This is a genomic window from Alteromonas pelagimontana (assembly GCF_002499975.2).
Lineage (GTDB): Bacteria > Pseudomonadota > Gammaproteobacteria > Enterobacterales > Alteromonadaceae > Alteromonas > Alteromonas pelagimontana.
In genome coordinates this window covers 3,731,707-3,758,076 of record NZ_CP052766.1, presented here as the reverse complement: position 1 = coordinate 3,758,076, position 26,370 = coordinate 3,731,707, and the positions used below count along the sequence as shown (strand labels likewise).

Genomic DNA, 26,370 nt, shown 5'->3' with positions numbered 1-26,370 from the left:
CTTCGGTGTGTGCTCATTTAACGCAGAATTGATACGAATTTCTAAAGCATCTGCTGGTTTTACGTTTAATTTATGATATAACCTTTTCAACATATTGTTTTCATCAAGGATGGTGATTATGTTTTCTTTTCTGCTCAGCGATGCCAACTTCTGGTTCAGCGTGGCAATAGGCGTTGTGGTTGTACTGTTTGTTGTCGAATGCATTGGCTTGTTATTCGGCGCCAGCTTGTTAGGTGTTTTCGACGATATACCCGGGTATGAGCTTACTTCGGATACTGACATTGATGTTGGTCACCCCACAGCCTTTGCAAATTGGCTGAGCCTCGACAAACTCCCTCTGATGATTTGGGTTATCATCTTTCTTACGCTGTTTGGCCTTACCGGCTATCTTCTTAATTATCTCTACGAACAATTTTTTCAAAGCCTGATTCCCGCCCTTTTATCTTTACCTGTGGCTTCTGTTTCGGCGCTCATTCTTACTGGTGGTATAGGCAAAAGGATAGCTCCGCTTTTACCTAAAAACGAAACCTCTGCCATTTCAGATGACGAGTATTTCGGTGCAATTGCCAAAATTACCATTGGAACCGCCCGCCCTGGCAGCCCTGCAGAAGCAAAATTTGTAGACAAGTATGCTCAGGCACATTATGTACTGGTTGAACCGTTTGAAGCTCAGGAAGTTTTTAGCCAGGGTGAAAAAATTATTTTAGTAAAAAAAGGACTGCGCGGCTGGCTTGCCACGCGTTACAAATAGTTAAACAAGGATCGAACATGGAACAGCTCTCAAGTAGTAATTTATCTTTTATGCTGGTAGTCACGGGGATTATCGTTATTTCGCTGCTAGCAATTGGTTTAATTTTCGCCAAACTTTATACCCGGGCGACTAAGGAAACAGCGTTTGTGCGCACCGGCCTCGGCGGTGAAAAAGTGATAAAAGACGGCGGCGCCATTGTGCTCCCGGTGGTTCACGAGATTATTCCTGTCAACATGAATACACTACGAATTGAGGTGGAAAAAACGCAAAAAGATGCGCTTATTACCAAAGACAGGATGCGGGTTGATGTAAAAGCGGATTTCTATCTTCGTGTCGCTCCCAATGCAAGCGGTATTTCTATGGCAGCACAGACCCTCGGAACACGCACCACTCGAGCGGAAGAAGTTAAAAAGCTGATGGAATCAAAGTTTGTTGATGTGCTGCGAGCTGTTGCTGCCGAAATGACCATGACAGAAATGCATGAACAACGTGCTGATTTCGTCCAGAAGGTTCAGCAAAGCGTCGCCAACGACCTTGAGAAAAATGGCTTAGAACTGGAGTCGGTGAGCTTGACCGGCTTCGATCAGACAGACCTGCAGTTTTTTAATGAAAATAACGCGTTCGACGCCGAAGGGCGTGCGCGACTGGCGAAAATTATTGAAGAAAAGCGCAAAGAAACCAATGATATTCAGCAGGAAAATCGTATTAAAATTGAGCAGCGGAATCTTGAAGCGGAAAAACAGTCACTGGAAATAAAACGCGATGAAGAAGAAGCTCGGTTATTACAGCAACAGGTATTGGCCTTCAAGCGTCAGGAACAAAAAGCTGAGATAGCCAAACAGCGAGAACAAAAAGAGCGGGAAGAAAGAGAAGCCGGTATTGTAAGAGAACGTGCCATCGAAGCGGCGGAAATTGAGAAATCCCGTGAAATAGAAACGCAGGAAATAGCAAAACGCCAGGCTCTGGAACAAGCCCGTATTCGCCAACAGCAGGAAGTCGAAGTTGCTGAACAAATAAAGCAAATAACGGTTGCCGGAAAATCAGAAGAAGAATCAGCAGCCCGCGCGAAAGCGGCGGAAGCAGAAAAAAGCAAAGTTGAAAAGGAAGAAGCTGTTATTACCGCGCGTCAGGTTGCCGAAGCCCATCGGCGCAAAGAAATTGAAGTTATTGATGCGCGCAAAGAAGCTGAACGCGAAGCTGTTGGAATAACAGTGGAAGCTCAAGCGAAAAAAGAAGCAGCATGCAGTACCGCAGAAGCCATTCTTACGGAAGCCAAAGCTTCTGCAGATGCAAAAATATTACAAGCCGAAGCGGATGAAAAAGTTCTTGCGGTTGAAGCCGCCGGTAAACAGGCGCTGTACGAAGCAGAGAATACACTCAAAGATGAACAAATCGACTTACAGAAATCCTTGGCAATTTTAAAGGTTCTTCCTGAAATTATCGCCAGTGCTGTTAAGCCGCTGGAAAATATTGAAGGGATCAAGATCCTTCAAGGGTATGGACACAGTGCGTCTGGCGCTTCATCTTCTGTAACTCATACCGGCAGCATTGCTGATCAAGTCACCACTGCGGCCCTTAACTATCGTGCGAACGCCCCTATGATTGACGCCATGCTTAGAGATTTGGGCATGGTAGACAAGCAATCCGGCTCCTTGCACGACTTACTGAGTGGCAATAATCCGATTATTGCCTCCGCGACAAATGCAGCAAGTAAGTTTAACGGTGCGGACGAATGCAATGGTCAGGCTGTTGAAGCACCAGAAGAAATAACCCCACCGACAAAACTATAATAAAAGTAAGCCATAGCCCAAAGGGCCTTCGAGCACTGAGGGCAATGGCTTCATTTCACACTGATTATAAAGCGGGATGTTACTGCTAATAAGATGAATAATTTCGAAGTTAAACCGACAGCTGTCAAGAACAGGGTTTAGGTAAACCTGACAGGCGGTTATGTGCGAGAAGCAGTCTTCGAGACTATCAATGTCGTTTTTCTGCTTTAGATAAACAGAAGATGCTCAGCTTAATAAACCATCCCCAAGCCTCGTAGTTCAGGAATCGACGATTTAGCAAATATGGCATCCATGACAGACAAAAAATGTCTGTGCTAGCCCACTTAATGCTTACTATTCGGGAGACTAGCAATGTTAATCGGAATACTAAATTTCGGGTTAACACTTCCAACCGACTAATAATAATGTATTATTTCTGCGCATTCTGAGAAATGTATAACGTAGTTATGGCAATCACACCTGATAATGCCCGATTGTGATTTGTCGTTAGCCTGGGCATGGATAAAATCAAATGAACAAGTTAAAAGCCTCAGCGGTTTTGTGTGTCACCCTTTTTGCAACTGGATGTGCTAATAAGGTACACACTTACGCTACCTCAACAGAAAACACCATCGCACTTCGCGGTCTCGCAAAACAAAGTGTCGAAGCCAACATTGGTGAATTCACAGATTCCGGGAAGAATGAATCAAAGATTATGTGTCGTTTATCCTCTCCAGTAGGCACACCAGAAGGTAAAACGTTTGCCACCTACATCAGAGATTCAATTGTGTCTGAAATGGTTGTCGCTGACCTTTATGACGATGAATCTCAGACGGTCATCACTGCCAACCTGAATGACATATACGGCAGTACCGTAATCGGTAATGCTTACTGGGAATTCGATATTTCCCTGTCATCCTCAAATGGCAACACGCTTGACGTTAAAACTCGCTACGATTATGAGTCAAGCTATCTAGCCACTTCAGCCTGCTCTGAGATGCAGCGTTCTTTTGTGCCTGCAGTGCAGAAGCTGAACACAACGATATTTTCAGACCCGAACTTTCCGGCGCTATTGAAATAATCCTGTTGTGATGGTAAGCAGAACATGCTGATCTGCTTACCCTTCTGCTCGCCCAATTTCACCGCTCGCAAGCTTTCACAATCGTAGTTCACAACTCTGTTCATGGGATAGTCATGGCGTTGTGGGGGAATTTTGAAGCGGGATCGTTTGAAGGACACCCACCTCAGTTCAGCAATAAAAACAAGCGTGCGAAAATTACTATCCACGCAAAGTGACGCCTGATTTTTCTTCTTAAGGTTAAGCAAGGGGGAGAGTGGCCGCTTCGAATGTGTTGTTGCGCATTTTCGGAACACGCTACATCATGCATTTTGCCGGGATGCGTGGAGGAGGGGCATTTGGATAAGAAATTGTATAAATAGCCTCCCTTCATCCCATAGCCTTTAGAAGTACAAAGGAGTAGTAGATGTCTACGGTATTATCCATCAGCAATAAGTTAATGAGTTTTAGAGGACGAATGTCCATTGGTGATGAAAATGGTGAAGCCTTATATGATGCGAATGGGCAATTTTCGCTATTCTGTCGCACTTGGACACTGAATAAAAGCGGGAAGCAAATCGCAACAGTGAAGAGGAAAATATGGGCTTGGATGCCTACATATAATATGGAATCATTCCTTGGGAACTTTATGATCAAGAGGCATCTGTTCTCTTGGACTCGCGCTTATAGCGTCATTGGAGGTCAGTATGACGGTACAGAAATACGGGGAAACTTTTGGGATCTTAAATTCAGGGTCACACGGGGAAATAATTGTATCGCGTCCGCCAAGGGAAAGATTCTGACATTGCGGGATACCCATAGCATTCAAGTGCATGGTGACAAAACTGAGGACGAACTTTTCACTTCTATTGTTATGGTAGTCCTGCATCTTGACAGAAAAAGTGATAGAAACGATTCAGACTGACTATTCAATCAGCTCAGTGGAAACGTTTTTTTGGTCAATTGACAGATCAACGCACCGGAAATGGCACGAACAGAATCAAGCGAACTTTTGCCGTCGCCACCGAAGGCGGTGGTCTCGTCTGAGCGAAAAGCGGAATTTAGCGCAAACGTCGTGTTAAACAGTTTTTAGCACCAAGCGGACATCGATACACCTGCTCTTTAGCAAAGACCATTGCCTCTTTTATGAAGTAGCATCTTGTTCTGACACATACTGGGCGTAAAGCAAATCTGCAAAATCTGACTCGTCTATTTTACCTACAACTAAATCTCTTATTGCATCTGCAAACAGGTCATTGTCGGCGGTCAGTTCAAAATCATTAAGGGAAAGGTATTCCAGCGCCACGGCTAAACCAGTTCGTTTGTTGCCATCCGGCAATGAATGGGAAAGCGCGATTGACGCTGCATATTTTGCTGCAATTTCGAAAACGTCGTCTAAGCCAAGATAAGCAATAGCATTGTCTATTCTGCCTAAAGCTCCCTGAAGTTTATTGATATCAGCGGCGCCCTTCATCCCAGGTTCGTTTTCGAGTATGAACACATTAATTTCGATAACGCGTTCAAAGGGAAAAAAAATCAGATCCATTACATATCAGCGAGTTTTTCGAAGGTTCGCTTATGGGTTCTTAAAACCAGTTTGGTTTCAGATTTAACAATTTGCTGACCATATTCACCAGACAAATCAAGTTTCTTACTGGCTGCAATTTTGGGGCGTTGAACAGCTTTAACGCCGTACACTTCAATTTTAGTATTCATAAAAACCTCGGAAAAATAGACTTACAGTATATACCTGATTTGGGAGGAAGAACATTAGCTTGAAGGGCCGCAAATAGCGTCCAGCATACGGTTTATCGTTAGAACCATTTCGGTAATTTAGCATTTTCAGTGTTTTCTGCCATACTTTTCTCTTAGACCTTCGCAGGATAGCCATGGCATCTGCAAGCCCCCGCGGAACCAACACCGCATTATAGGACAGAAGCGCCCACTTAAGATTTCTCACAGGTATTTGTATCATACTGGGGTTGGAAGATAACAAGCGTTACCTGACACTTTTTAACCTGGCTCCTGCGGGTAAGTTACGAGGTTGTTATTTGGTAGGACTGCGCGTCACATATGTAACGTGCGGCGGCGCAGCTTTGTATCGCGCTCACGTCATCCAACAAAACCCGATTAGCCCTGTGCTATTTGAAGTTACCGGAGACACTACGAAATGGATTCTCGAGTGAGTGCGACAAAGCGGACTAACCAGCCGTAATTATTTGTTTCCTTCCATCAGGTCGTTAGAAGATCATATTTGTACCAGGCAATACAAGCGTATTTTCATGGATGGATTGAAAAGCTGGGGCTTGAGGTAACGTTCTATAGACGCATACCCTGTGCCGAACTAAAGCCGATCTGATCTACAAGAAAACAAAGAACTTGCGGGTTGTTCAACTTCTCTTAGGTCACAAAAAACTGAAAGCCCCGTAAAATACTTAAACACTGAGGTAGATGATACTCTCGAAATTGCAAAGTCGCTTGATATTGATGTTTTCTATCAGGTTTTGCGCTGACGTCGCAATGGTTGTAAACAATGGCGGCTTTAGTCAAAACGAGCATTCGGAAAGCTTATGTGCGAGGCGGCACAGCAACGCGGCATGGATGTCAAAGAGAAGTTAATCAAACGCCGTCAGAAGATGAATTTGAGAATGCAATATCCAACGGAGTTTCGAGGGGTTGACAGCAATATCAAAATGCCCTAGGAAGTGGATTTCTTAACCGGCCAGGCTTTCTTTAAATAAGTTCTCTAACAAGCTTTTTGAACAGGGTTATTCCGCGTAATGCTGAATAACCTTTTTTTGTTTCTTAAAACCAATACTTTGGGTTGAGGGGCCTCGCTCCACGTTGTCCGCTTTGGGCAGCAGCCAGCCTCACGCATTGAGCTAATGATGTACGTTGTATCGCTCAAAGCTGCCATTAAAATTGCAATGAACCAACAGCTGCTTTACGGACGGAGCTGCCCTACAGCGAGCCTTGACGGGCATAAATAGACAAAAAGCGGACGTTCAGTGAAGGATTAACTCATTTATGCCCCAAAGTTTGTTGGCCTTGGAATGAAGGTTTAGCATTTTTGGTATTAGTTTGGGAATAGCTTTAGTCGCGCTCGGCTACATCTTATTTGTTACGTATCTTCGAAGGTCAAACCTTCAATGGGGCTTAATTGCTTGCAGCAAGCTTATGTGCAGGTACTTCTGCTCCACGCCGCAAGTACATCCCTGTAGACTCGACAATGGCATCTGATGTGAAGGGATTCACAAATGCCGTGATGACATGGGTGTCAAGGAACGGCCATGCCATCAACGTCCGTAGACGCACCTGCACCGGGTTATTCGTCTCTTCAATTTAGCTTCATTTGATACAGCATGATACAAGCTGTTATTTTTAAAGAAAAATTTCTGTTAAGTATGATGAAGCATATTGAATTAATGTTCCAAAATAGATTAAAGTATCACCAATCAAGGACAGAGCTAGGCCAACTCGACTCGAGCATCGACCACGCCATTAAGGGAATGAAAAGCCAACCACCTCCCTCAAAAGTTAACTCTGACTCCATTTATTTAGTTAAACAAATGCATTTGTTGAGGCTTTGATGTCAGATGATTTTTTTGAACAGGTAGCTGCTGATAAAAGCCAGTTGGGTTTCGACTACCAAGATCTTGTGTGCCTTGAATATCTCATTGATATGAAACAAGGAGAAAGTGTTGGTCTTGAAGTTTTAGATGATGTTCATCATGAGAGAATTCACGGCGGAAAAGCGTTAATTCAAGTTAAGCACTCTGTTGATGAGACTGAAGCTGTAACAAATAGAGACTTAGACCTTTGGAAAACTCTTTACAACTGGAGCAAGGCTCTTGAATGTATTTCAGATGATGATATTCAACTTATCTTTTTCACAAATAAGAAGAAAACAATAAGAAAAGGTCTCGTTGAGCAGTTAGATCAAACTACCATCAAATTAACTGATATCGAAGAAATAATCTCTTCAATCAAGGCTGATATAGATGAAAAAGAATCTATTAAGGAAGAAGGCGCAGCAGAAAACCCTGTTAGAAAATATGTTGATTATGTTGATAGTTTGACCTCAGAAAAAAAAGACAGACTATTTAGCAAGATCGTCTTCATATTTTCTGTGACAGATATTTTCGACAGACTGAGAAGTAAGATTGAATACTTCTCAATTGACAATAATAAGTCATTAGATGTCGTCTATCAGTTGATTGGTGTCTATAGGAAAAAGAAATATGAATTAATTAAAGGTGGCAATAAACTGAGAATTGACTTTGGTACGTTTAGAAAAGAGTTTCAGTTTGACCGCGTTATTAAACTATTCCAAGACAGGAAAGTTGATTTTTCGAGTTATCATGGCTTTAAAAACATAAATAATATCAATCCTAAAGATGGCGTATTTGCTAAGCAGTTAGAAGATATAAGTATAGATAGTGATGATATTGTTGAATATGCAATGGAATATGCGGCTACATCTATGTTTATTCAGAAAATGATTTCTGAAGGTGAATTTAGTACGACAGAAGATGAGGCGGTAAATGAAGAGTTATATTCATCTTGGCGATCTCTACATAAACGGAATTATAACGGACAAGATGTTAGTAATGAGCAAAATCATATGACTCTTGCTAGAAATTGTTTATATAACTTGGAAGATACAAATTTGGTTGTATCTAACTCCATCTTAGCGCAGCCGATGGTTATTGGAAAAGGTATGGAGTTATCTGATTTGCGTTGGATTGGTTGGCGAAAGGATTGGAAAAAAGTCTACGGTGGCACTAAATGAATAGGGTGTTAAATAATGAAGCTATTGGGTTGTTAGCTATACAGTCAGTGCTATCTTATCTTGGTTCATTAAGTGTAGCCAATGCCTACTTGATAATACCTTTGGCTTTTGATAAGAAAATAAGAAGCTATCTAAAACGAAAAGGAACATCGGTTCTATCTGCTCAAGAATTAGTAACTTCGAAAAGTGATTACTTTATTGGATTTAATGAAAAGTTTACTGACTATCTTATAATTACAAGCAATGCAATTTCGATGGGGATAGAACTTGGTTTATTCTCTATTGAAGATAGTGTCCTTACATATACAAACTATACGATTAGTTCGGACGACTATTTAGGGAAGAAATTTGGTGATATTACTTTGGCATCGGAAAATTTGTCGAAATTTCTAACTTCAGAACCTGAAGAATTGTATTCTTTATTAAGATTGAAAATATGACTATTCAAATAAAAAATATATTAATCTGGCAGAAAAATGGTAATCTCCGAAACCTTGAGTTATCAACTAATTCAGTTAACGTAATTACTGGTGAGTCAGGTAAGGGTAAGTCTTCAATTCTCCACATTATTGACTACTGTTTGCTTTCTTCGAAGGCGGACGGTATATCCAAGCATAATATTGATGATAAGTCCTCGTGGTATGGGCTGAAATTACAAACAGGTGATGGTGATATAACTATTGCGAGGCCTGCCTACCATGCAGGTGAGACAAAGGAAGCTTATTTTTCAGATCAAGGCCAAATACCAGAACTTCCATATAATAATATGAAAGTTGATACACTAAAGAAGGTGCTAGATAAGTCTTTTGGCTTGGATGGTGAGCTGAAAGTTCCCTATGGGGGTAGAACCGTAAAGGCTGGTTCTAAAGTATCTTTCCGTAATTTTTTGAGCTATTGCTATCAAGATCAAAGTGCTCTAGTTGCACCTGACTATTTATATAACAGACCTGGAGATATAAAAACTATCGAACGTATAGAGCGAACATTTCGTATGGCGTTAGGCGTTGTGGATAGTGAAGGTGCAATTATCACTGAACGTCTTGAGAAGCTCAAACGGGATCGCTCAAGCTTAGAGCAACGCTCGGAGGTGATGCAGAAAAAGCAGCTTCACTTTCAGGAAGATGTAGAGCAACTAGAAGAAGAAGCAATTTCTCTTGGGCTTCTCGAAAAACCTAACGAAGATATCAAAGATACTTTAAGCAGTTTAAAGTCGATAGCCGAATCGAATATAGAACAATTTAGCGAGGCAGGTATCAAACTCAAAGATCTTGAGTCTAAACAGTTAGAGCTAAATTTGAAATTACAGCAGTTTAAGCGATTCAATGAGGATTTTAGCAATTACCAATCTCTTTTAAAGGAGAGTGGCGATTCTATCCTTCCGATTGAATACATTCTTGATAGGTATAGTGAGACACTCCCGGGAACTCACACAAGCGATCTTTTGCTTGCGTTAGAAGAGCAGCTAACTAGAGTGAAACACAGTTGGGAAACAAGGAAGAAGTCACCTCTATATGTTGATGTAAATGCCAAAGCTAAGGTATTGAAGAAAGAGTTGGACGAACTAAAGGTAAAGATAAGCAAGCTTAAGGTTACTAGCAAGGTTCTATCTTCGCCTGAAGATATATATAGATATCAGGGGAAGCTATCTGTGAAAGTAGAGCTTTTCTCTGAACGCTCGATTCCAATTGATTACAAAGAGAAGCTTTCCGAAATTGACAAGAAAATTGAAGATCTTAGTGGTTATGTTCAAGATATCGAGTCTAAACGTGAATTTGTTATGGGTAAGCTCAATAGGTATATCAACCTGCATTTAAGCCGACTGAAACTCAAAGGATATGAGAACAGCCAAGCAGTGTTTTTAGAAAAAGAACGTGCTATTAATCTAGTTCTTAATGAAGGGGAAGCGGTCGAGAAGATGATTGATATTGGCAGTGCATCCAATTACTTGTACTTGCATTTGTCTTACTTCATGGCTCTGCATAAAGTAGCGAGAGAGAATTCAGTTCCTTGGCTTGCACATTTCTTAGTTTTTGATCAGGTAAGTACGCCTTATACGTTGGAGAACTCTGATGATATCGCCAGTCTAGATCTAGCATTGAAAGAAATTGATATGTATGTAGAAGCAATGAAAGATAAGGGAGGTATTCAAGTCATTTTGATGGAACACATCCCTGAAGCTCATTGGGTCAATCTAGAGCTTTCAAACTTTAAACTGGTTGATCGAGAGCTAGTTAATGGTTATGGGTTAATAAACTAAATCTTGAAACTAAATTGGAACGGCATAAATTAATAGGATCAGAGTAAAAATCAGGCCAAAACCTTCTCATAAGGTTTAATCGAAGAGACAGAAAACTCGGTGTAGGTCCAGCTGTGACCTTCCGTGACAGGGATGTCACGGGTGAGTTAATACTTGAGGGTCCGCTTTACGTACAAAGCAGCCCCCCATGTTTAGCGAAGGTCAAAGTGCCGCTAGTGTTAGATCGTATACGAGCCCGTACAGGTAAGAAACTAAAGGACGAACACTACTTCTTTCACGCTGCGATATTTATCCGAATATCAGGCTTCTGTGTGCGGCAACCCCACCCATTACGCCAGAAGCGATTGCAAAGGTCGCATTTTGCATGGGCGCTGACATGTCCCCTACGGCAAATATTCCCGCTACGCTGGTTTCTTTCATGCCATCAACTTTTACGATATCTCCTAACGGAGAGGGTTCAAGTTCACATCCCAATGCAGTAACCAATGCATTTCGTGCATTGATTTTTGGCCCTATACACAGGCCTTCCAGTGCCAGTTCTCTGCCATCTTGCACGGTAACAGATGTTATTGCTTCCCCTTCTCCGTTTACTTGAATAATGGGCGACGTTTCAATAGCCACATCGCGTTTTTTCAGTAAAGTGTACTGCTCGTCGTCAGGAGTATAGACACCCTGTGTAAAAAAGGTGGTTTTTCCCCACTCAGGGATCATTGCAGCCTGATGAACAGACATAGCGCTAGTGGCAACGACACCCAAAGGTCGGTCGCGTAGTTCAAAGCCATGACAATACGGACAATGTACTACGGTTTTTCCCCAACGCTCAGATAAACCCGGGATGGGTGGCAAGGTGTCCTGAAGTCCTGTGGCCAGTATCAGCTTTTTGCAGCGAAAAACATCACCTGCTTTTGTGATTACTACGAATCCTTCTGCGTCCTTTTGTGCAGTTTCAACATATCCGCTCCGTAGAGTAAATGTTGGATAATTGTTTAATTGCTCAAGCGCTGTTCGCCTAATTTCGGTCGGCGTTTTACCATCAAGAGTAAATACGCCGTGCGAGGCAACAGCAAACCGATTCCGAGGCATTCCCGCGTCAATGACAAGTACATGTCTGCGACCACGCACCAACTGCATTGCTGCCGACAAACCTGCAAAGCTTCCTCCAACAATAATTACATCAAAATTCATAAGTGTTCTCCCGTCATACGTAACAACTATAGTTACATAAAATATTAGCACCCGCAATATATGTAACCTTAGAAGTTTCATGATAAACTAACTGCCGCATTAAAAGATGGTATTAAGAGGTGAATCACGATGAGAAAAGACAGTCGTTTGTCGCGTGTATTGCATGTGCTGGTGCATTTGGAATCTTACGGTAAACCCGCTACATCAGAAGTGTTAGCGAAAATGTTGAATACCAATCCGGTAGTCGTGCGTCGCACGATGGCGTTGTTGAAAGCCAAGGGTTATGTAACCTCATTAAAAGGTCATAATGGCGGCTGGTCGCTGGCAACACCTCTTTCGAATATTACCCTTTTTGATATTCATGAAGCGTTGGGCGAGTCTTCGGTGTTTGCTATAGGTTTAACCGACGAACACAATAATTGTCCGATAGAAATGGCGGTTAATGAGGCAATTAGCGACGTTTTAACCGAAGCGGAATCTCTTTTGCTGCAAAGATTTAAGACCATTACCCTTGCGCAACTGGCAAAAGGCTTTGGCGTGTAGAGCAGCCTCAGCACAAGATTGGGTTCACGAAAACTTCTTTTTGTTTCATGCTCGACCAGATCACCAAATAACTGGAGCAAACTCACTTCTCTTCTCTTTCGCTTTCTGTCGCCAACCAATTTAATGAATTTCTCAATATCTTCTTTTTAATCAGCTAGTTGGTTTAACTATTTGAGCAACTTAGTAAGAAAATTAACGAATCGGCTGGTCATTTCATTTATTCAACATATTGTGAATCTACATAACGGTATTAACGCGCATACAGACCGGCTATTTTCCTTCCTATAAAATTTGCCCAGTTTCGTTTGGTCGCGGGGTTATTCCCCAAATAAAGAGGAAAGAAGTGTGGAGATGAATGTTTCACGAGAAGATATGAAAATGATCATCATGGAGCTGATTGATGGCGCAGAATTGATTGGCATCCGTGAATCCGCAAATCAAATCTATTGTAAACTTTGTGGCGCAACTGCACCGCATACGGAAAACGCAGAAGTTGAGCATTTTGATCACTGCGCAGTTTCGCGCTCTGATATGTGCCTAGGCTACAAATTCAGAGGCTTTCAAAAAGAAGATTAATTGCCTTCATGGCGCTTTAACAGAGGTTTATTACCCGGGATATCCTACTTTAGGGCAGAGCCAAATAGTGCGCTATTTCTTCTTGTGCCAGCTTCAGTGCATTTGCTAATGGCTTAGGCTGGCAAAGTGTTCTTCCAGCCTTCGCGTCCGCGAGATGTCATCGCTCCTGCTGGCGAACCCACGGCATCATCTTTTAATCCAGGTGGTGCTGCTCGGTTTAAACCTGTCAAGCACCACAAGAATAGTGGAATTGACTATGCATTCACCCAAAACAATCATTGTTGCGCAAGCGCTCATTTCTTTTATGATGGCGGCATTAATGACCGGCATTTTCAGCTGCCTTGAGCTCGGATTCACCCAAGAATGGCTACTTACCTGGCCTATCCATTTTATGTCAGCCTGGCCCATTGCATTTGTATTGTCCCTTCTTGTCAGTAAAGTGGCATTTGCTATCGCCATTAGGCTCACTCAGGATGCTGCTCCTACACGATAGCAGCAATCACCGGGAGTTTTAGCGTGCCGTGTCGCTATTATACCAATCCACCTTGATCTGATCACACGTCAAGGTGGATGAGTATTCGCCTTACAAGTACCACCTCCAGGCGATAAATAGCATCAAAAATCCGAAGAGATACGCAAGCCCTGTATAACTTAGTAATCGCAGCCATAACCCGCCCTGCAGTTCTGGTTTAATAGCTGCGGTGTGGACCAGCTTGTGATTCAGCCAGGCAAACATGGGGGTGGTAATAAAAGCTAGTGTCATTGCGAATGACAACATCGCTAGTAACGCGGCTTTAAAAAACAGCACAATTGCAAAGCTTGCCGCAGCAACAATAAGTAGCCAACGAACAAACAGGAAATTGGGAACGTCAGACTTTCCTTTTAGCAGAAGGTAACCCTCAGCCAGGGCTCGGGAATAACCATCATAAACGGTAAGCGCTGAGCCGAATATGCACAGAAAAGCGATGAGCGCAATGAGATAGCGTGACCATTCACCAATTGTAACAGCATACAGGTTTACCAGTTGATGTGAGAAACCAATACCACCGCTGGCTAAAGGTTCGCTACTTCCATGCAAAACCAGCGCACCTAGTGCAAGGAAAACCAGCGCCAGCAGTAACGTCGTAATGTATCCCAAGTTAAAATCGAACAACGCAGATTTTGCGGTCACTTTTTGAGTTTGGCTTTGCTGTTTCAACCACAATGACGTAATACCTGAAATTTCGATGGGAGCTGGCATCCAGCCCATGGTGACCACAAGAAAGCCGATGGTTGCTAATGTCCAGGGTGAAGGCGACGCAAAAGTCGGTGGGGCAACGGGACCTTGATACCAGGCCACTGCCGTAGCGGCCACAGTGGCGATTACCAGCAAAACCATAATTACCTTGGCAACTCGATTTAGCGCGGCAAAATGACCGGCGATCAGAATCAGCAAACTGGCAAGTAGAACCATTCCTGCAAGCCAGGAAATCGGCAATGAAAATGGCAAAAAGTAGCCAAGTAAGCTGGCGGAAAACATTAGCAGCGCTGCTGAATTTACCACAGCAGCAACATTGTTGAGTATAAAACTGATGAGTAAATACCCCTTCCCCATCTGATTGTAACCCTGTTGAAGCGTTTCCCCCGAACTGATGGTATAACTGACACTGGCGCGGAAAAACGGGTACTTCAGCACATTTACCAGAAAAATAAGTAACACTAATTGCCAGCCAAACTGAGCACCTGCCTGTGTTGATGCCACTAAATGGCTACCGCCAATGGCTGCGGTGGCCATTAATACACCCGGCCCTAGCAGTTGGATTAGCTTTTTGAGGGTGTTTTGTGGGCCTTCAGCATGCGAAAGGGTATTCTGGACCACGACACATATATCCTGTTTTTATGACAACATCGCCTAACCTAGTGTAATACTAACCCAGCTAACATAGTTTTCGTCAGGAGTTTTTTTCTTCTGACCATGCAGCGACATTACGCTTCTCTGTTCCAGCTTTAGAAGGGGGAAATAGATGGCTCACAACGTGAACCGTTTAATTGAAGAAACTGAAGAACGTTATATCGTGATATTCGACGGTATCTGCCGCTTTTGCAATCGCTCGGTAGATTTCATTATCAAGCGTGATCCAGCGGCAAAGTTCGCGTTCCTGCCTATGCAATCAGATGTGGCTGTCAGGCTAGCAGCGGAGTTGGGAATAAATAATCTGGGAGAAGATACCTTTGTGCTTATTAAAAACAGACAATGCTATTTCTATTCCACCGCAGCATTGGAAATAACCAGAGACCTCACTGGCTTTTGGCCCTGGTTAAGATTGGCGATGATATTTCCAGCGCCGATAAGGGACGCTTGTTACCGTTGGGTCGCCCGCCGCCGGTACCGACTATTTGGTAAGCGTGAACAGTGCGTAGCGCCATCAGCAGAAAAGCGTGCACGCTTTATTTCCTAAGCTTGCGTTAGATTTAGTTTTAATGCCTGTTGATCGCTGTCCGAATGCGGAATCAACTTACCCTGTTTCGATGGCGGCAACTCCGTCGATCAATAACAATACTCAGTTGCTTCTCCAAAAGCACTACCCTTTCTGCCCAGCAAAGACAATATGAGTCTGGCTCTGAAATACATCAACCAGTGCGTTAAACTGGGCAAAATTATTCTTTTCCAACCACCGCGAATGAATCAGTAATTTGCTTTTTACCGTCAGTACAAGTTCATGTTGGCCGTTAAAGCGACGGGAGACGGTTCGAGTAAAACTGCCGAGGGGATGCTGCAGATTCAACTCAGCCGGTAATCGGATTATTTCCCAGTCTTCGGGAAAAACAAACTGGTATTCCGATACCACTCGCGAGCCCGCATAAAATACATCGTAAACCTTATTCTGGATTTTCGCCGTGGACAGTTCGTGCGCCAACCAGGCATCATTTTCGTCCAGATTAATACCATCATCAGGATCAAAATAGGATGGGAATTCAGTGAGCGTTTCTATAAACAGCTCCTGATTGACAGTCTCAACACCAGAAAAGGATATAGCAGGGTCAGCGGAATCTGCGACGGTATCATGATAAAGCTCTACGGCCCATTCATTACGCTCCTTCTCATTTTGACGCGCCAGAATACCGCGGACTTGGCTTTCGTACGCGCCTTCAAAAGATACCCTCTGCTTCTCTGTCTGCCCGCCGCTGGGGTTAAATCGGATAGTCGTCTGAGAGTGTAGTCGCCAACGGTAACTGTCAGCTAACAGATTTTGCAGTTGCGCCTCGCTTTCTAATGGCAGAGACACTCGGTTCTGAATCCAGTCTGGCACATTTTGCCAGCTGGTATAGGCATCGGTGGGATCCAGACAATATCGCGAATCCTCCCAGTCAAAACACGCCACAACATGATCAAATAGCGTAACCGATGGAAGCAGCACACTGGCAGGACGACTGCGCTCTGTTGCTACCAGCACGGGTTCCGCATCAATATCTATTTCAGCAAGCATAGCTAACAGCAACGCTGTTTTGTCTTTACAGTCACCGTAGCGGTTGCGCAAGGTTTCGTCTGCTTTGTGCGGCACAATAGCGTGGCCTTGCTCAGACATGGAAACGTAACGAACATCCCGTGAGACAAACTGAACATCCCGTGAGACAAACTCGTGAATAGCCCCAATTTTTGCGCGCTGGCTGGTTAAATTGCTAGTGAGCTCGGTGACTTTTTCTGCTATTCCGGCACTATTTGATATTGCTACGTCGAAACCGCTATTTACAATTTTCTGTACTGCTTGCCAATTGCTCAGCGAACTCACCGAAATTTTACCGACATCATCTCCCACGGAAATACTTTTATCCGCTTTAACAGGGTCGATATTTTCACCTTTACAACTGAAGATATACTCCTTTTGCTCGCACTGCACATTGTCGCTGTCTGATGCGGCATGTAAAGGTTGTTGCTCCGTCCAGCTGGCAAGAAAACGGTAATTCACCACCTGAGCCTTTCTCTGAGGGTAACTGTGAAAAGACCAGAATGGTGTCTTTTCAGTGACTGGATGGCGAATCTCGTAAGAAATCACCGACATACCACCCACGCTCACTGCAGGATATGACACTACCATACGCTTGCCGTCGGTGAAGGTGTTGTAACTGTCATCATCAATAATTTTAAGGCCGGCTTCGTCCACCCAACGCACGTCACCTGCAGGACTTATGCTACCCGCGGCAAGAATGGTAAGGGTTTCATCGTTACTGCTGAAAGGGACAGATTCATATCCTGAATCTTGCACTGATGTTTTGGTGGGGTAGTACCAGATTCGGGTAACTTTGGTTACAATCTCATCCTGATGTGCCTGTACTTTTACGTCCTCTAACAGTGCCGTCAACGTCGTAAAAGCGCTTTTATCAATGGAAGATAATGCAGCTGTGGCCTCTTCTGCCAAAGCGGGATCTTTGGTTATTGCTAATGCGGGGGCTGCAGATAATACCAGCAGAAAAGTGACAAGAATTTTAGTCATTGATTTTTAATCCTTGTGCATCTGCAATAAAAGCATCGCGGTATTTTTTCAGCTCCCGCTGTGAACCCGAGAACGAGCCTGCTATTTCCACAAAACGTTTGTTGCCTTCCAGTAAGGTAGAAACATACAACTGATGAGAGCCGTCCATTGTTCCCTCGCACACGATAAAAGAACGCAGACGCGCCGAGTTGCCTCTAAGCTCACGATGTGAAGAACAAATGGGCGCATCCATATTATCAATAAACGCCTGATAGCGGTTTTCTGCCAGCAGATTAAAAGAATCCCCATCGCTATAAATGTAGACCAGGTAATTCATAGTTTTCAGCGGGCCCATCATCTTAAATACGGCTTCGCCTTTGTCTGCTTTTCTTACTTTTAGGGGGCGCCACCCACTTTGTGACAAAGGAATAGAAATACCTTTTTCTGCGAGCTCAACCGTCGACAAGGGTTCGTATTCTTTAATCATTGCCAGTGAAATTTGTTGATACAATACATAACCAAAAATAGCGGCCAGAATTGGGGCGAAGACAACAACCGCAGCCCATTCGATAGGATTGTAGCCAGCGTATCTGGGCATGATAGGCGCGTTATTACAGCATCGACGCAGACGGTTAATGCGGTGGTGAAGCAATATGAGCCAGATAAGATTGGCTAGAAAAACTAGAATGTCTATGTAATCTTCTGTACCAAAAAGATAACTTATCCAGAAGTAAAGGGAACAGGCGAAAAAACCAGCCATCCAGATATGATCGGTAAAGCTGCGCCAACCTTTTACACCCACCGCCTTTTCTGCATCACGTAAAGCATGAAAAAAACGAGGCAGAGCAAAAGGCTGCAGAAAAAAGAAGCCTGGAACAAAGATCCACAAGAATGGGCTGAGCGCCTGGCCAGTGATACGTCTGCAATCTCGAATAACCAGAGCAAACCAGATGGGAGCATACAAACCCGCTGTACAGAAAAAAAGCAGAGCAGCCAGAAAGCTTCTGCGAGGGGGTGCGGTCACCGGTGCTTCAGAGGGTGTCTGCATAACGTCCCTGTACCTCAATCAACAACTTTAGGAACCAGCATACTCTGCAACCACAGCTTGATGCGGTACGCCGGAATGAAATTTAAAATCAGCATCAGGCGAAGAGATAAGCGCAGCTTCCTGTTCACCAAAAAACCTGACACGGTCTGTAATGTCTTTTCCCGCCACCTGTTTGGCGAGCGTTAGATAATCCTCATAATGTCTGGCTTCGCTGCGAAGCAATGACACATAAAACCGATTAAGTTCACTATCCAGATACGGTGCTAACCTGGCAAATCGTTCACAACTACGTGCTTCAATATAAGCACCACAAATTAATTTATCAATTAACGTATCAGGCTCATGGGTTTTAACGTGCTTCATCAATCCGCGGGCGTAGCGCCCCGCAGCTACATTTTTGTATTCAATACCTCTGCCCGATAAAATATCGAGTACCTGTTGAAAATGATGCAATTCTTCTTTAATTAACAACACCATTTTGGTTACCAGATCATGACCATAGTCGCTATCTCCCTGCGCATTGATCATTTTTTTTAAGCCATTATGCATGCCTTCAAAGTTGCCATCGCCCTGCTGACGGTAGACAAAATCTTCATAGGGCTTCAGCCAGTTCAGTAACTGATCCCCATTTTCTTTATCAACAGCATAGCGCCTGAGTAACAACATGGCGGTTTGAGCGGCTTTTAATTCACAGTTACAGTGATCAATTAGCAGGCCGGGTAAATTTTCTGGTTTCCGGGCTTTGAGAATCCATGACTGCGGGGTTTCACAAAGCAGAAAACGTTTAATGGGATCAGTTAGTTCTTCAACAGACATAAGCGATAGTTCTTATAAAAATAACTGTATTTTACCCTTTCTTCTCACCATATTGATACAGCACAATCGGTATTCCTACTACCGCGAGCCCTGTTTCATCGCGTGACCTCAAAAGATAATGCAACAGGGGAAAAGAACATTTTTTGAACAAAATGATTGACATCTTCCACCCTGGGAATGTAAATTTAATGTTATATTTTTTAACAAAGAGAAAAAGCTATTCCCTCCAACAGTTTAATAATAAACGGTGACGCTTATGATACTGAACCACCTTGTAGGAATTTACACCCATCCCCGAGAAGAATGGCAATCTATTGATAGCAGGCACGAGAATTATTTTTATGCGATGAGTCATGTCGCAGTCATTGCACTTATTCCGGCTTTGGTGACTTACTATTCTGCCGCACATTTGGGCTGGAGCATAGGAGCAGGCAATTTAATTAAGCTCACTAATGAAAGTGCGATTTCACTGGGAATTGGTATGTACCTCGGGTTGATTGTAGGCGTGATGGCGCTTGCAATCCTAATCCATGAACTTGCCAATGCATTTGATGCCAAACCCTCCTACACGCAATCACTGGAACTGGCAGTATATACCGCCACTCCATTGTTTATGGTGGGACTTGCGGGATTTTACCCAGAGTTGTGGTTCGTTATGGCGATGGGACTGGTGGGATTAACCTACTCGATTTACCTGCTTTACTCAGGAGTTCCAATCATCATGCATATTCCTGAAGAGAAAGGATTTATCTATGCCAGTTCTGTAGTGACATGCGGTTTGGTGTTGCTCACAATCCTGATGGCTACATCTGTCATAATGTGGAGCATGGGCTTCGGGCCGGTTTATATGCATTAACACTGCATTGAAGAGACATACCAGATTTACGGCGATTTCATTGATAAGTGAAGATTTTCTGGCAAAACTTCTGAAGCAGAAATACGTCAGCAGAGCGAAATATCAAAAAGCGTAACAGTTGTAATCTTTTGTGGATTTCCGTTTTGAATAGGACCTTAAACTAATCACACATCAAGGTGGATTAGTATTAAAGTGAAAAAAAGCCGCAAGTGCGGCTTTTTTTGGCTAACGAGTAATCATGAGTCCATATTGTGCATATCGAGATTGCTTAACTCAGCCTGCACCACTGGAGCCTGACGTGCTTTTTCGCTGCGAGCTAAATCGATACGCTCAAGATACTCCTGATTGATATCAGCAGTAATGTAATTGCCATCAAACACTGACGTTTCAAACCGTTGAATATCTGAGTTTTCTTCCCGGACAGCAGAAACCAAGTCGCTGATATCCTGGAAAATTAAGCCGTCGGCCTGAATTAAGTCAGCGATTTGATCTATTTCACGGCCATAGGCAATTAATTCATTAGCAGAGGGCATATCAATACCGTATACGTTAGGAAAACGAATTTCCGGTGCTGCTGATGCGAAGTAGACTTTCTTGGCACCTGACTCTCTGGCCATCTCAATAATCTGCCCAGAGGTGGTTCCTCTCACAATGGAATCGTCTACCAGCAATACGTTTTTGCCTCTGAATTCAGAGGATATAGCATTTAATTTACGCCGGACAGACTGTTTCCGCATCGTCTGCCCGGGCATAATAAATGTACGACCGATGTAGCGATTTTTCACGAATCCCTGACGATAAGGTAAATTCAGCGTCGTAGCGATTTGCAAAGCCACATCCATAGAAGTTTCCGGAATGGGTATCACTACATCAATATCAAGATCGCCCCACTCTCTGGCAATTTTTTCACCCAGCTTTCTTCCCATGTTTACCCGGGAAGCATAAACAGAAATGCCATCGATGAAAGAATCAGGACGGGCAAAATAAACAAATTCGAAAATACATGGAGCAGAAGCCGGTGCTTCAGCACATTGCTGTGTGAATAGTTCACCTTGTTCAGTGATATAGACGGCTTCACCCGGAGCTACGTCACGAATAAAGGTATACCCTACAACATCCAGCGCGACGCTTTCGGAAGCTACCATATATTCTTCGCCCATTTCCGTAACGCGTTTACCTAACGCTAACGGCCGAATACCATTGGGATCGCGAAATGCTACCAGTCCTTGCCCGATAATAGCGGCGACTACGGCATAAGCACCGCGGATTTTCTTATGAACATTAGTAACGACTTTAAAAATATCTTTTGCAGTAACAGTTAATTCTGCACAACTTTGTAGTTCGTGAGCAAAAATGTTAAGCAACAACTCAGAATCTGAAGAAGTATTAATATGCCGACGGGCAATACGAAAAACTTCTTCCTGTAGTTCGTGAGAGTTCGTCAGGTTTCCATTATGGGCGAAGGCAATACCAAAGGGAGAATTAACATAAAATGGTTGCGCTTCTGCTGAACTGGATGTTCCCGCTGTGGGGTAACGATTATGGCCAATTCCCATATTTCCTGTCAGGCGCTTCATGTGACGAGTATGAAATACGTCGCGCACCAAACCATTAGCTTTGCGAAGATTAAACCTGTTGTGATCAATGGTTATAATACCTGCGGCATCCTGTCCACGGTGTTGTAACACGGTCAATCCATCATAAAGTGACTGCGCAACCGGCGTTTTACCAACTATTCCGACAATACCACACATCTGCGTTACCTATTTCAAGCGGGTGTTAAAAAACTGGAGCTGCCTTTCACAAAAGAGAAAAACCACTCAATAATGACTGCAAATTCCGGGATCAGCACCGAATTCATCCACCATTGCGATGTGGCAGAGGGGGTGAAGGTGTCCATAAAGAACAACAATGCACTAACAATAAGTGCGCCTCTTAACGCACCGAAGACTGCGCCAAGAACTCTATCTGTACCAGACAATCCTGTAGCCTGAACGAGCTGCCCCACTATGTAATTCACCATACCGCCCAACAGCAACGTGGCGGTAAACAGAACGGCAATGGCTGCGCCATTACGTAAGAGTTCGTCGTCTATTCGCGTAAAATAAATTGCCAAATCGGCGTAAAACTGGCTGGCAATAAACAGCGCCCCAAACCATACCACCAATGAAATGGCTTCTTTAACAAACCCTCGAACCAGGCTAATCAGGGTAGATACCGCAATTATACCCAGAATGGAAAAGTCTACCCAATTCATCAAATTACATTTTGCCTGTTAATACGAAAAACAGCAGCCAACGAGACCCTTGGCGAGATGGCGCGCATTTTAACAGAAGCCTTGGAGATTACCAACGCGATTTCCTGTTTCGTCCTGGGGATGAGACCGGAAAAGTAAGCAAAAGTTGCCATACTTAAGTCGATAACAAGTATGAAAGTGAACCGATTGCAGGCCCAATTTGCGCTATTCCACTTTAAATCGAGTAACTTTTCCCTTTAGGCCAGTAATTTCCTGTAAATGCGGAATAGCAGATTGTAGACTGGCTTTATCCAGGTCGGGGCCAACGAAGACTTTAGTCAACAAACCGGAATTTGTTTTTATAGGTCGACTAAATGCGCGATAGCCTGCATTTTCGAGGTTTGCCAGCAACTGCTTGACGTTTTTCTGGTGGCGGAAACTGCCAAGTTGAACAACCCATCCGCCATCTTCATCTGCAGAAACTGGATCATTGACTACAGTTTGAGTGGCAAGATTATCTTTTATTGCCACCGCTTCTGCCTTAGCAACACTAGCATTTTGTCCAGTCGCATTGCCATCATCTACCGCGGGGTCGTCGACAACTTCTATGGGTCGCTGAGCAGCCTTCGCTACCTTATCAGAAGGAAATGGTTCTGGATCAACGATAGGTTTTCGTGTTGGCGTTGCAGGCACGCTTGCAAACGTTTCTTCGTTTTTTTCCTTTTTCCCATCCAGAAAATCTGGCAGAAAAATTACCGCCAAGGCAACCAGTATAACCGTACCCACTATCCGATTTTGTAAAGCCGAAGTCACCTTACACTCCTTTTGCCTAATTCATCACGCATGAAACGCCAATACATCTGCAACAGTCAGGAAAGACCCAAACACTAATATGGTGTCACCGGGTTTGGCCACATCGCGACAGGAAACGTACGCATTAATAACAGAATCATAGCACGATGTGCGTGTTCGATGAGCGGGCGGCAGTGCGTTTTTTAGTGCATTGGCCGCACAACCCCTAGGGCCCGCAGTAGTGGCTAAATACCATTGAGCAGGAACATCCGTAAATACTGCTAGTGTTTCCTCTAATGCTTTATCTTTGAGCATCCCTACAACACAAAATAAATTGTTATATGACTGTGTAGTTAGCCATTCTACCATGGCTGCTGTCGCCTGGGGATTATGCGCGACATCCACGATAACTTCAGGAGCGCTTGATAGCCGCTGTCTCCGTCCGGGTAGTGAAGTTTCTGCAATAAGAGAACGAAGTTGTTGTTCGTCAGGCATTAACTGTAAGGCATGTAACGTAGCTAAGGCCGTACTTATATTTTGTTTGAGAATTTGCGGCGCGGGTAAATCAGTCAAGATAGCGGCGCCACATTGCCATTGCCATCCATGATCGGTTTCTACCACCGAAAAATCCCGCTGGGCCCATAATGCCTTAGCTTCTAATCGGTTTACTTCTTCGTAAAGGGTAGCGGGAGGATGTAACTCACCGATAATGGCTTTGCTTCCCCGGCGCATTATTCCCGCTTTTTCTACGGCAATTTGCTCACGAGTGTCACCGAGCCAATCCTGGTGATCAAGCCCGATGGTTGTAATGACTGCAATGTCAGGATCAAGAATATTGGTAGCGTCCAGTCTGCCGCCCAGTCCGACTTCAAGTATCGCCACATCCACTGACGCTTCAAGCATCATCACCATAGCAGCCAGCGTACCAAATTCAAAATAGGTTAAAGATATATCTTCGCGTGCTTGTTCAATTACAGAAAACACCCGACAGTAATCAGCTTCGGAACAGAGTTCGTTGTTGATCCGTATCCTTTCACGATAATCCAGCAAATGAGGCGAGCTATAAACACCTACGGATTTTCCCTGAGCAAGCAGGGCCTGTTCAAGAAAACGACAGGTGGTGCCTTTGCCGTTAGTTCCCGCCACGGTAATCACAAGGGTACTGGAGAAATCCAGGGTAAGACGTTGCGCTACCTGCTTGACTCTCTCCAACCCCATATCAATAGTGGTGGGATGAATAGATTCCAGGTAAGACAACCACTGCGCCAGCGTCTTTGCCGCTGGCGCCATAGAATGAGGATAAGATTCGGTCACTTAATTGGGACGATGTAGTTTTACCAATAGGCGGTGTAATTTATCACGCATCTGGCGACGGTCAACAATCATATCAATTGCGCCCTTTTCCACCAAAAACTCACTGCGTTGAAATCCTTCAGGAAGTGTTTCACGCACTGTCTGTTCTATAACACGAGGGCCGGCAAAACCAATTAGAGCTTTAGGTTCAGCGACATTGATATCTCCCAGCATGGCCAAACTGGCTGACACACCACCCATAGTAGGATCGGTTAATACGGAGATGTAGGGCAAGCCTCTTTCGCTCATTTTCGCCAGTGCAGCAGACGTTTTAGCCATCTGCATGAGCGACATTAACGCTTCCTGCATTCGGGCTCCGCCACTCGCTGAAAAGCAGATCAACGGCATATTATTTTCTAAACAAGCATTTACCGCAGCAACAAAACGCGCGCCCACCACAGAAGCCATGGAACCGCCCATGAAAGCAAACTCAAAGCTAACCACTGCAACAGGCATTCCTTTTAACTTACCTTGCATAGCGATGAGCGCATCTTTTTCATTGGTGCTCTTTTGCGCTGCTGTAATACGGTCTTTATAGCGCTTAGAATCTTTAAACTTCAAAATATCCCGAGGTTCAAATTCTGCGCCCAGTTCTTTTCTGTCTTTTTCATCCAGAAAGCTATTGAGACGGCTGCGAGCGCTGATACGCATGTGATGATCGCACTTCGGACATACTTCTAACTGCTTTTCTAAATCAGTTTTATACAGAACTGCCTGGCAGGACCCACACTTTGTCCAGATACCCTCAGGCACATTTCCTTTAGTAGAAGTTTGCGTCCGTGGCAGTATTTTTTGAATCCAGCTCATTAAGGAGAATCCTTTTATTCGTTTTCAGTGCTTACTTGATTATTATTTGTGCACATCTGTCAAAATTTTAATATAGCGCGCTATTAGACCACAATACACGAAAATGCTAAAAGCAAAACTGGTCTAAGAAGTTAAACAAGCTTTTGTTCACTGTATCAGGTTTCCGGCAAAAATAGTGGCCCGATTGGCCGAACCGGCAGTTCGAAACGCTCAGGATAGGTCACGTGCACCAGATACAAGCCATTAGGTTTTGCAGTAGCAGCGGCGAGCGTACGATCTTTAGCAGCAATTAATTCGGCTATCCAGTCCTCGCCCTGCTCTCCTGCGCCTATGTCCATTAACGAGCCGGTAATATTTCTCACCATATGGTGGAGAAACGCGTTTGCATGAATATCAAGAATAACGTATTTACCCAACCGCGAAACCTCTACCCGCGTCACTTCCCGGTAAGGAGAGCGAGACTGACAGTGCGCTGCACGAAAGGCGCTAAAATCATGTTCGCCAATAACCGCCTGCGCCGCCCGGTGCATACGGCTTTCATCCAATTCGCGATACTCGTGAGTCACGCCATTATGTAAAATAGCAGGGCGTAGGCGGTCATTGTAAATGATATAGCGGTAGCGCCGATGTGTGGCAGAAAAACGTGCGTGAAAGTCTTCATCAACCACTTTACACCACGTCACCGCAATAGAATCAGGAACGTTGGCATTTATTCCCATGGTCCAGGCGCGTTCTGGGCGTACCACATCGGTATCAAAGTGCACCACCTGGGCCGTAGCATGAACACCAGCGTCGGTCCGCCCGGCACAGAAAATATCTATCCGTTTATCGGCGACTTTGCTTAATGCCTTTTCCAGATACTCTTGTACGGTAGGAACATTATTTTGTCGCTGCCAACCGTAATGCGCAGCACCGTCATATTCAATTCCCAAGGCAATTCGCGGCATACTTCTCACTACCCTCTTAAAAAAATCGGCTAAGTGTAGTCATAGCCGCATTCAAGTGCAATGCGAGGGACAATCCTATGGGAAAAAACCCGTCGAATTTTTCACTTATCGTCGTTAATCAGCAGCATATCCTC

The 26,370-nt window shown here is 44.0% G+C and carries 25 protein-coding genes; 12 read left to right on the top strand and 13 right to left on the bottom strand.

Features of this window, described 5'->3' with window-relative positions; genetic code table 11:
• Positions 1-118 precede the first annotated feature (118 nt).
• The 4 genes from CA267_RS16580 to CA267_RS16565 all read left to right on the top strand — a co-directional run bounded on the left by CA267_RS16580 (position 119) and on the right by CA267_RS16565 (position 4,502).
• On the top strand, positions 119-751 hold the full coding sequence (locus CA267_RS16580) for a YqiJ family protein (RefSeq protein WP_075609752.1): 633 nt from the start codon (positions 119-121) through the stop codon (positions 749-751).
• A 17-nt stretch (positions 752-768) separates the two neighbouring features.
• Complete coding sequence (locus CA267_RS16575) at positions 769-2,541, top strand: flotillin family protein (RefSeq protein WP_075609753.1); 1,773 nt, start codon at positions 769-771, stop codon at positions 2,539-2,541.
• A gap of 511 nt (positions 2,542-3,052) precedes the next feature.
• Positions 3,053-3,601: a hypothetical protein gene (locus CA267_RS16570; protein ID WP_075609754.1), complete on the top strand. Its 549-nt coding sequence runs from the start codon at positions 3,053-3,055 to the stop codon at positions 3,599-3,601.
• 403 nt (positions 3,602-4,004) lie between these two features.
• Positions 4,005-4,502, top strand: coding sequence for an LURP-one-related/scramblase family protein (locus tag CA267_RS16565; protein WP_075609755.1), 498 nt, complete (start codon positions 4,005-4,007; stop codon positions 4,500-4,502).
• A gap of 219 nt (positions 4,503-4,721) precedes the next feature.
• On the opposite strand, the gene CA267_RS16560 is transcribed toward CA267_RS16565, so the two are convergent.
• Positions 4,722-5,123, bottom strand: coding sequence for a type II toxin-antitoxin system death-on-curing family toxin (locus tag CA267_RS16560; protein ID WP_075609756.1), 402 nt, complete (start codon positions 5,121-5,123; stop codon positions 4,722-4,724).
• Positions 5,123-5,293: an acetyltransferase gene (locus CA267_RS16555; RefSeq protein WP_075609757.1), complete on the bottom strand. Its 171-nt coding sequence runs from the start codon at positions 5,291-5,293 to the stop codon at positions 5,123-5,125. The genes CA267_RS16560 and CA267_RS16555 overlap by 1 nt, the downstream gene beginning before the upstream one ends.
• A 1,873-nt stretch (positions 5,294-7,166) precedes the next feature.
• Here CA267_RS16555 and CA267_RS16550 point away from each other — a divergent pair.
• The 3 genes from CA267_RS16550 to CA267_RS16540 are packed head-to-tail and all read left to right on the top strand — an operon-like array spanning position 7,167 to position 10,626.
• Positions 7,167-8,369 (top strand): ABC-three component system protein, encoded by a 1,203-nt coding sequence (locus tag CA267_RS16550; RefSeq protein ID WP_075609759.1) that lies wholly within the window; start codon positions 7,167-7,169, stop codon positions 8,367-8,369.
• Positions 8,366-8,809: a three component ABC system middle component gene (locus CA267_RS16545; RefSeq protein WP_075609760.1), complete on the top strand. Its 444-nt coding sequence runs from the start codon at positions 8,366-8,368 to the stop codon at positions 8,807-8,809. The genes CA267_RS16550 and CA267_RS16545 overlap by 4 nt, the downstream gene beginning before the upstream one ends.
• Entirely contained in the window at positions 8,806-10,626 is a 1,821-nt protein-coding gene (locus CA267_RS16540; RefSeq protein WP_075609761.1) for a DUF3732 domain-containing protein, read from the top strand. Before CA267_RS16545 ends, CA267_RS16540 begins: the two co-directional genes overlap by 4 nt.
• Before the next feature lie 288 nt (positions 10,627-10,914).
• Here CA267_RS16540 and CA267_RS16535 read toward each other — a convergent pair whose 3' ends face one another.
• A complete protein-coding gene (locus tag CA267_RS16535; RefSeq protein WP_075609762.1) occupies positions 10,915-11,811 on the bottom strand; it encodes an NAD(P)/FAD-dependent oxidoreductase in 897 nt (298 codons plus the stop codon).
• A gap of 129 nt (positions 11,812-11,940) precedes the next feature.
• On the opposite strand from CA267_RS16535, the gene CA267_RS16530 reads away from it, so the two are divergent.
• The 3 genes from CA267_RS16530 (at position 11,941) to CA267_RS16520 (ending at position 13,423) form a co-directional block, all read left to right on the top strand.
• On the top strand, positions 11,941-12,354 hold the full coding sequence (locus tag CA267_RS16530; protein WP_075609763.1) for an RrF2 family transcriptional regulator: 414 nt from the start codon (positions 11,941-11,943) through the stop codon (positions 12,352-12,354).
• A gap of 345 nt (positions 12,355-12,699) precedes the next feature.
• Positions 12,700-12,930, top strand: a complete 231-nt coding sequence (locus tag CA267_RS16525) for a hypothetical protein (RefSeq protein ID WP_139316251.1) — start codon at positions 12,700-12,702, stop codon at positions 12,928-12,930.
• 256 nt (positions 12,931-13,186) lie between these two features.
• On the top strand, positions 13,187-13,423 hold the full coding sequence (locus CA267_RS16520; RefSeq protein WP_075609765.1) for a DUF2798 domain-containing protein: 237 nt from the start codon (positions 13,187-13,189) through the stop codon (positions 13,421-13,423).
• A gap of 90 nt (positions 13,424-13,513) precedes the next feature.
• Here the strand turns inward: CA267_RS16520 and CA267_RS16515 are convergent, their stop codons facing one another.
• On the bottom strand, positions 13,514-14,704 hold the full coding sequence (locus tag CA267_RS16515; RefSeq protein ID WP_232367657.1) for an NRAMP family divalent metal transporter: 1,191 nt from the start codon (positions 14,702-14,704) through the stop codon (positions 13,514-13,516).
• Between the two features lie 229 nt (positions 14,705-14,933).
• Here CA267_RS16515 and CA267_RS16510 point away from each other — a divergent pair, with 229 nt between their 5' ends.
• Positions 14,934-15,368, top strand: a complete 435-nt coding sequence (locus CA267_RS16510; protein ID WP_075609767.1) for a thiol-disulfide oxidoreductase DCC family protein — start codon at positions 14,934-14,936, stop codon at positions 15,366-15,368.
• 123 nt (positions 15,369-15,491) lie between these two features.
• On the opposite strand, the gene CA267_RS16505 is transcribed toward CA267_RS16510, so the two are convergent.
• Genes CA267_RS16505 through miaE form a run of 3 tightly spaced genes read right to left on the bottom strand, consistent with a single transcriptional unit; the run spans position 15,492 to position 19,245 of the window.
• Positions 15,492-17,402 carry a DUF3857 domain-containing protein gene (locus CA267_RS16505; RefSeq protein ID WP_075609768.1) on the bottom strand — a complete coding sequence of 637 codons (1,911 nt, stop codon included), beginning with the start codon at positions 17,400-17,402 and terminating at the stop codon, positions 15,492-15,494.
• A complete protein-coding gene (locus tag CA267_RS16500) occupies positions 17,395-18,429 on the bottom strand; it encodes a hypothetical protein (protein ID WP_075609769.1) in 1,035 nt (344 codons plus the stop codon). Before CA267_RS16500 ends, CA267_RS16505 begins: the two co-directional genes overlap by 8 nt.
• A 27-nt stretch (positions 18,430-18,456) precedes the next feature.
• Positions 18,457-19,245: a tRNA isopentenyl-2-thiomethyl-A-37 hydroxylase MiaE gene (miaE, locus tag CA267_RS16495; protein ID WP_075609770.1), complete on the bottom strand. Its 789-nt coding sequence runs from the start codon at positions 19,243-19,245 to the stop codon at positions 18,457-18,459.
• Positions 19,246-19,501: 256 nt separating this feature from the next.
• Between miaE and CA267_RS16490 the strand changes: the two genes are divergently transcribed.
• Entirely contained in the window at positions 19,502-20,101 is a 600-nt protein-coding gene (locus CA267_RS16490) for a Yip1 family protein (RefSeq protein WP_075609771.1), read from the top strand.
• Positions 20,102-20,337: 236 nt separating this feature from the next.
• Here the strand turns inward: CA267_RS16490 and purF are convergent, their stop codons facing one another.
• The 6 genes from purF to truA all read right to left on the bottom strand — a co-directional run bounded on the left by purF (position 20,338) and on the right by truA (position 26,236).
• Positions 20,338-21,855 carry an amidophosphoribosyltransferase gene (gene purF, locus CA267_RS16485; RefSeq protein ID WP_075609772.1) on the bottom strand — a complete coding sequence of 506 codons (1,518 nt, stop codon included), beginning with the start codon at positions 21,853-21,855 and terminating at the stop codon, positions 20,338-20,340.
• 14 nt (positions 21,856-21,869) lie between these two features.
• Positions 21,870-22,358, bottom strand: a complete 489-nt coding sequence (locus CA267_RS16480; protein WP_075609773.1) for a CvpA family protein — start codon at positions 22,356-22,358, stop codon at positions 21,870-21,872.
• A 204-nt stretch (positions 22,359-22,562) separates the two neighbouring features.
• Positions 22,563-23,150 carry an SPOR domain-containing protein gene (locus CA267_RS16475; RefSeq protein WP_075609774.1) on the bottom strand — a complete coding sequence of 196 codons (588 nt, stop codon included), beginning with the start codon at positions 23,148-23,150 and terminating at the stop codon, positions 22,563-22,565.
• Between the two features lie 24 nt (positions 23,151-23,174).
• Positions 23,175-24,443 carry a bifunctional tetrahydrofolate synthase/dihydrofolate synthase gene (gene folC, locus CA267_RS16470; protein WP_232367567.1) on the bottom strand — a complete coding sequence of 423 codons (1,269 nt, stop codon included), beginning with the start codon at positions 24,441-24,443 and terminating at the stop codon, positions 23,175-23,177.
• Positions 24,444-25,289 (bottom strand): acetyl-CoA carboxylase, carboxyltransferase subunit beta, encoded by an 846-nt coding sequence (gene accD, locus CA267_RS16465; protein WP_075609775.1) that lies wholly within the window; start codon positions 25,287-25,289, stop codon positions 24,444-24,446.
• A gap of 155 nt (positions 25,290-25,444) precedes the next feature.
• On the bottom strand, positions 25,445-26,236 hold the full coding sequence (gene truA / locus CA267_RS16460) for a tRNA pseudouridine(38-40) synthase TruA (RefSeq protein ID WP_075609776.1): 792 nt from the start codon (positions 26,234-26,236) through the stop codon (positions 25,445-25,447).
• Positions 26,237-26,370: the final 134 nt, after the last annotated feature.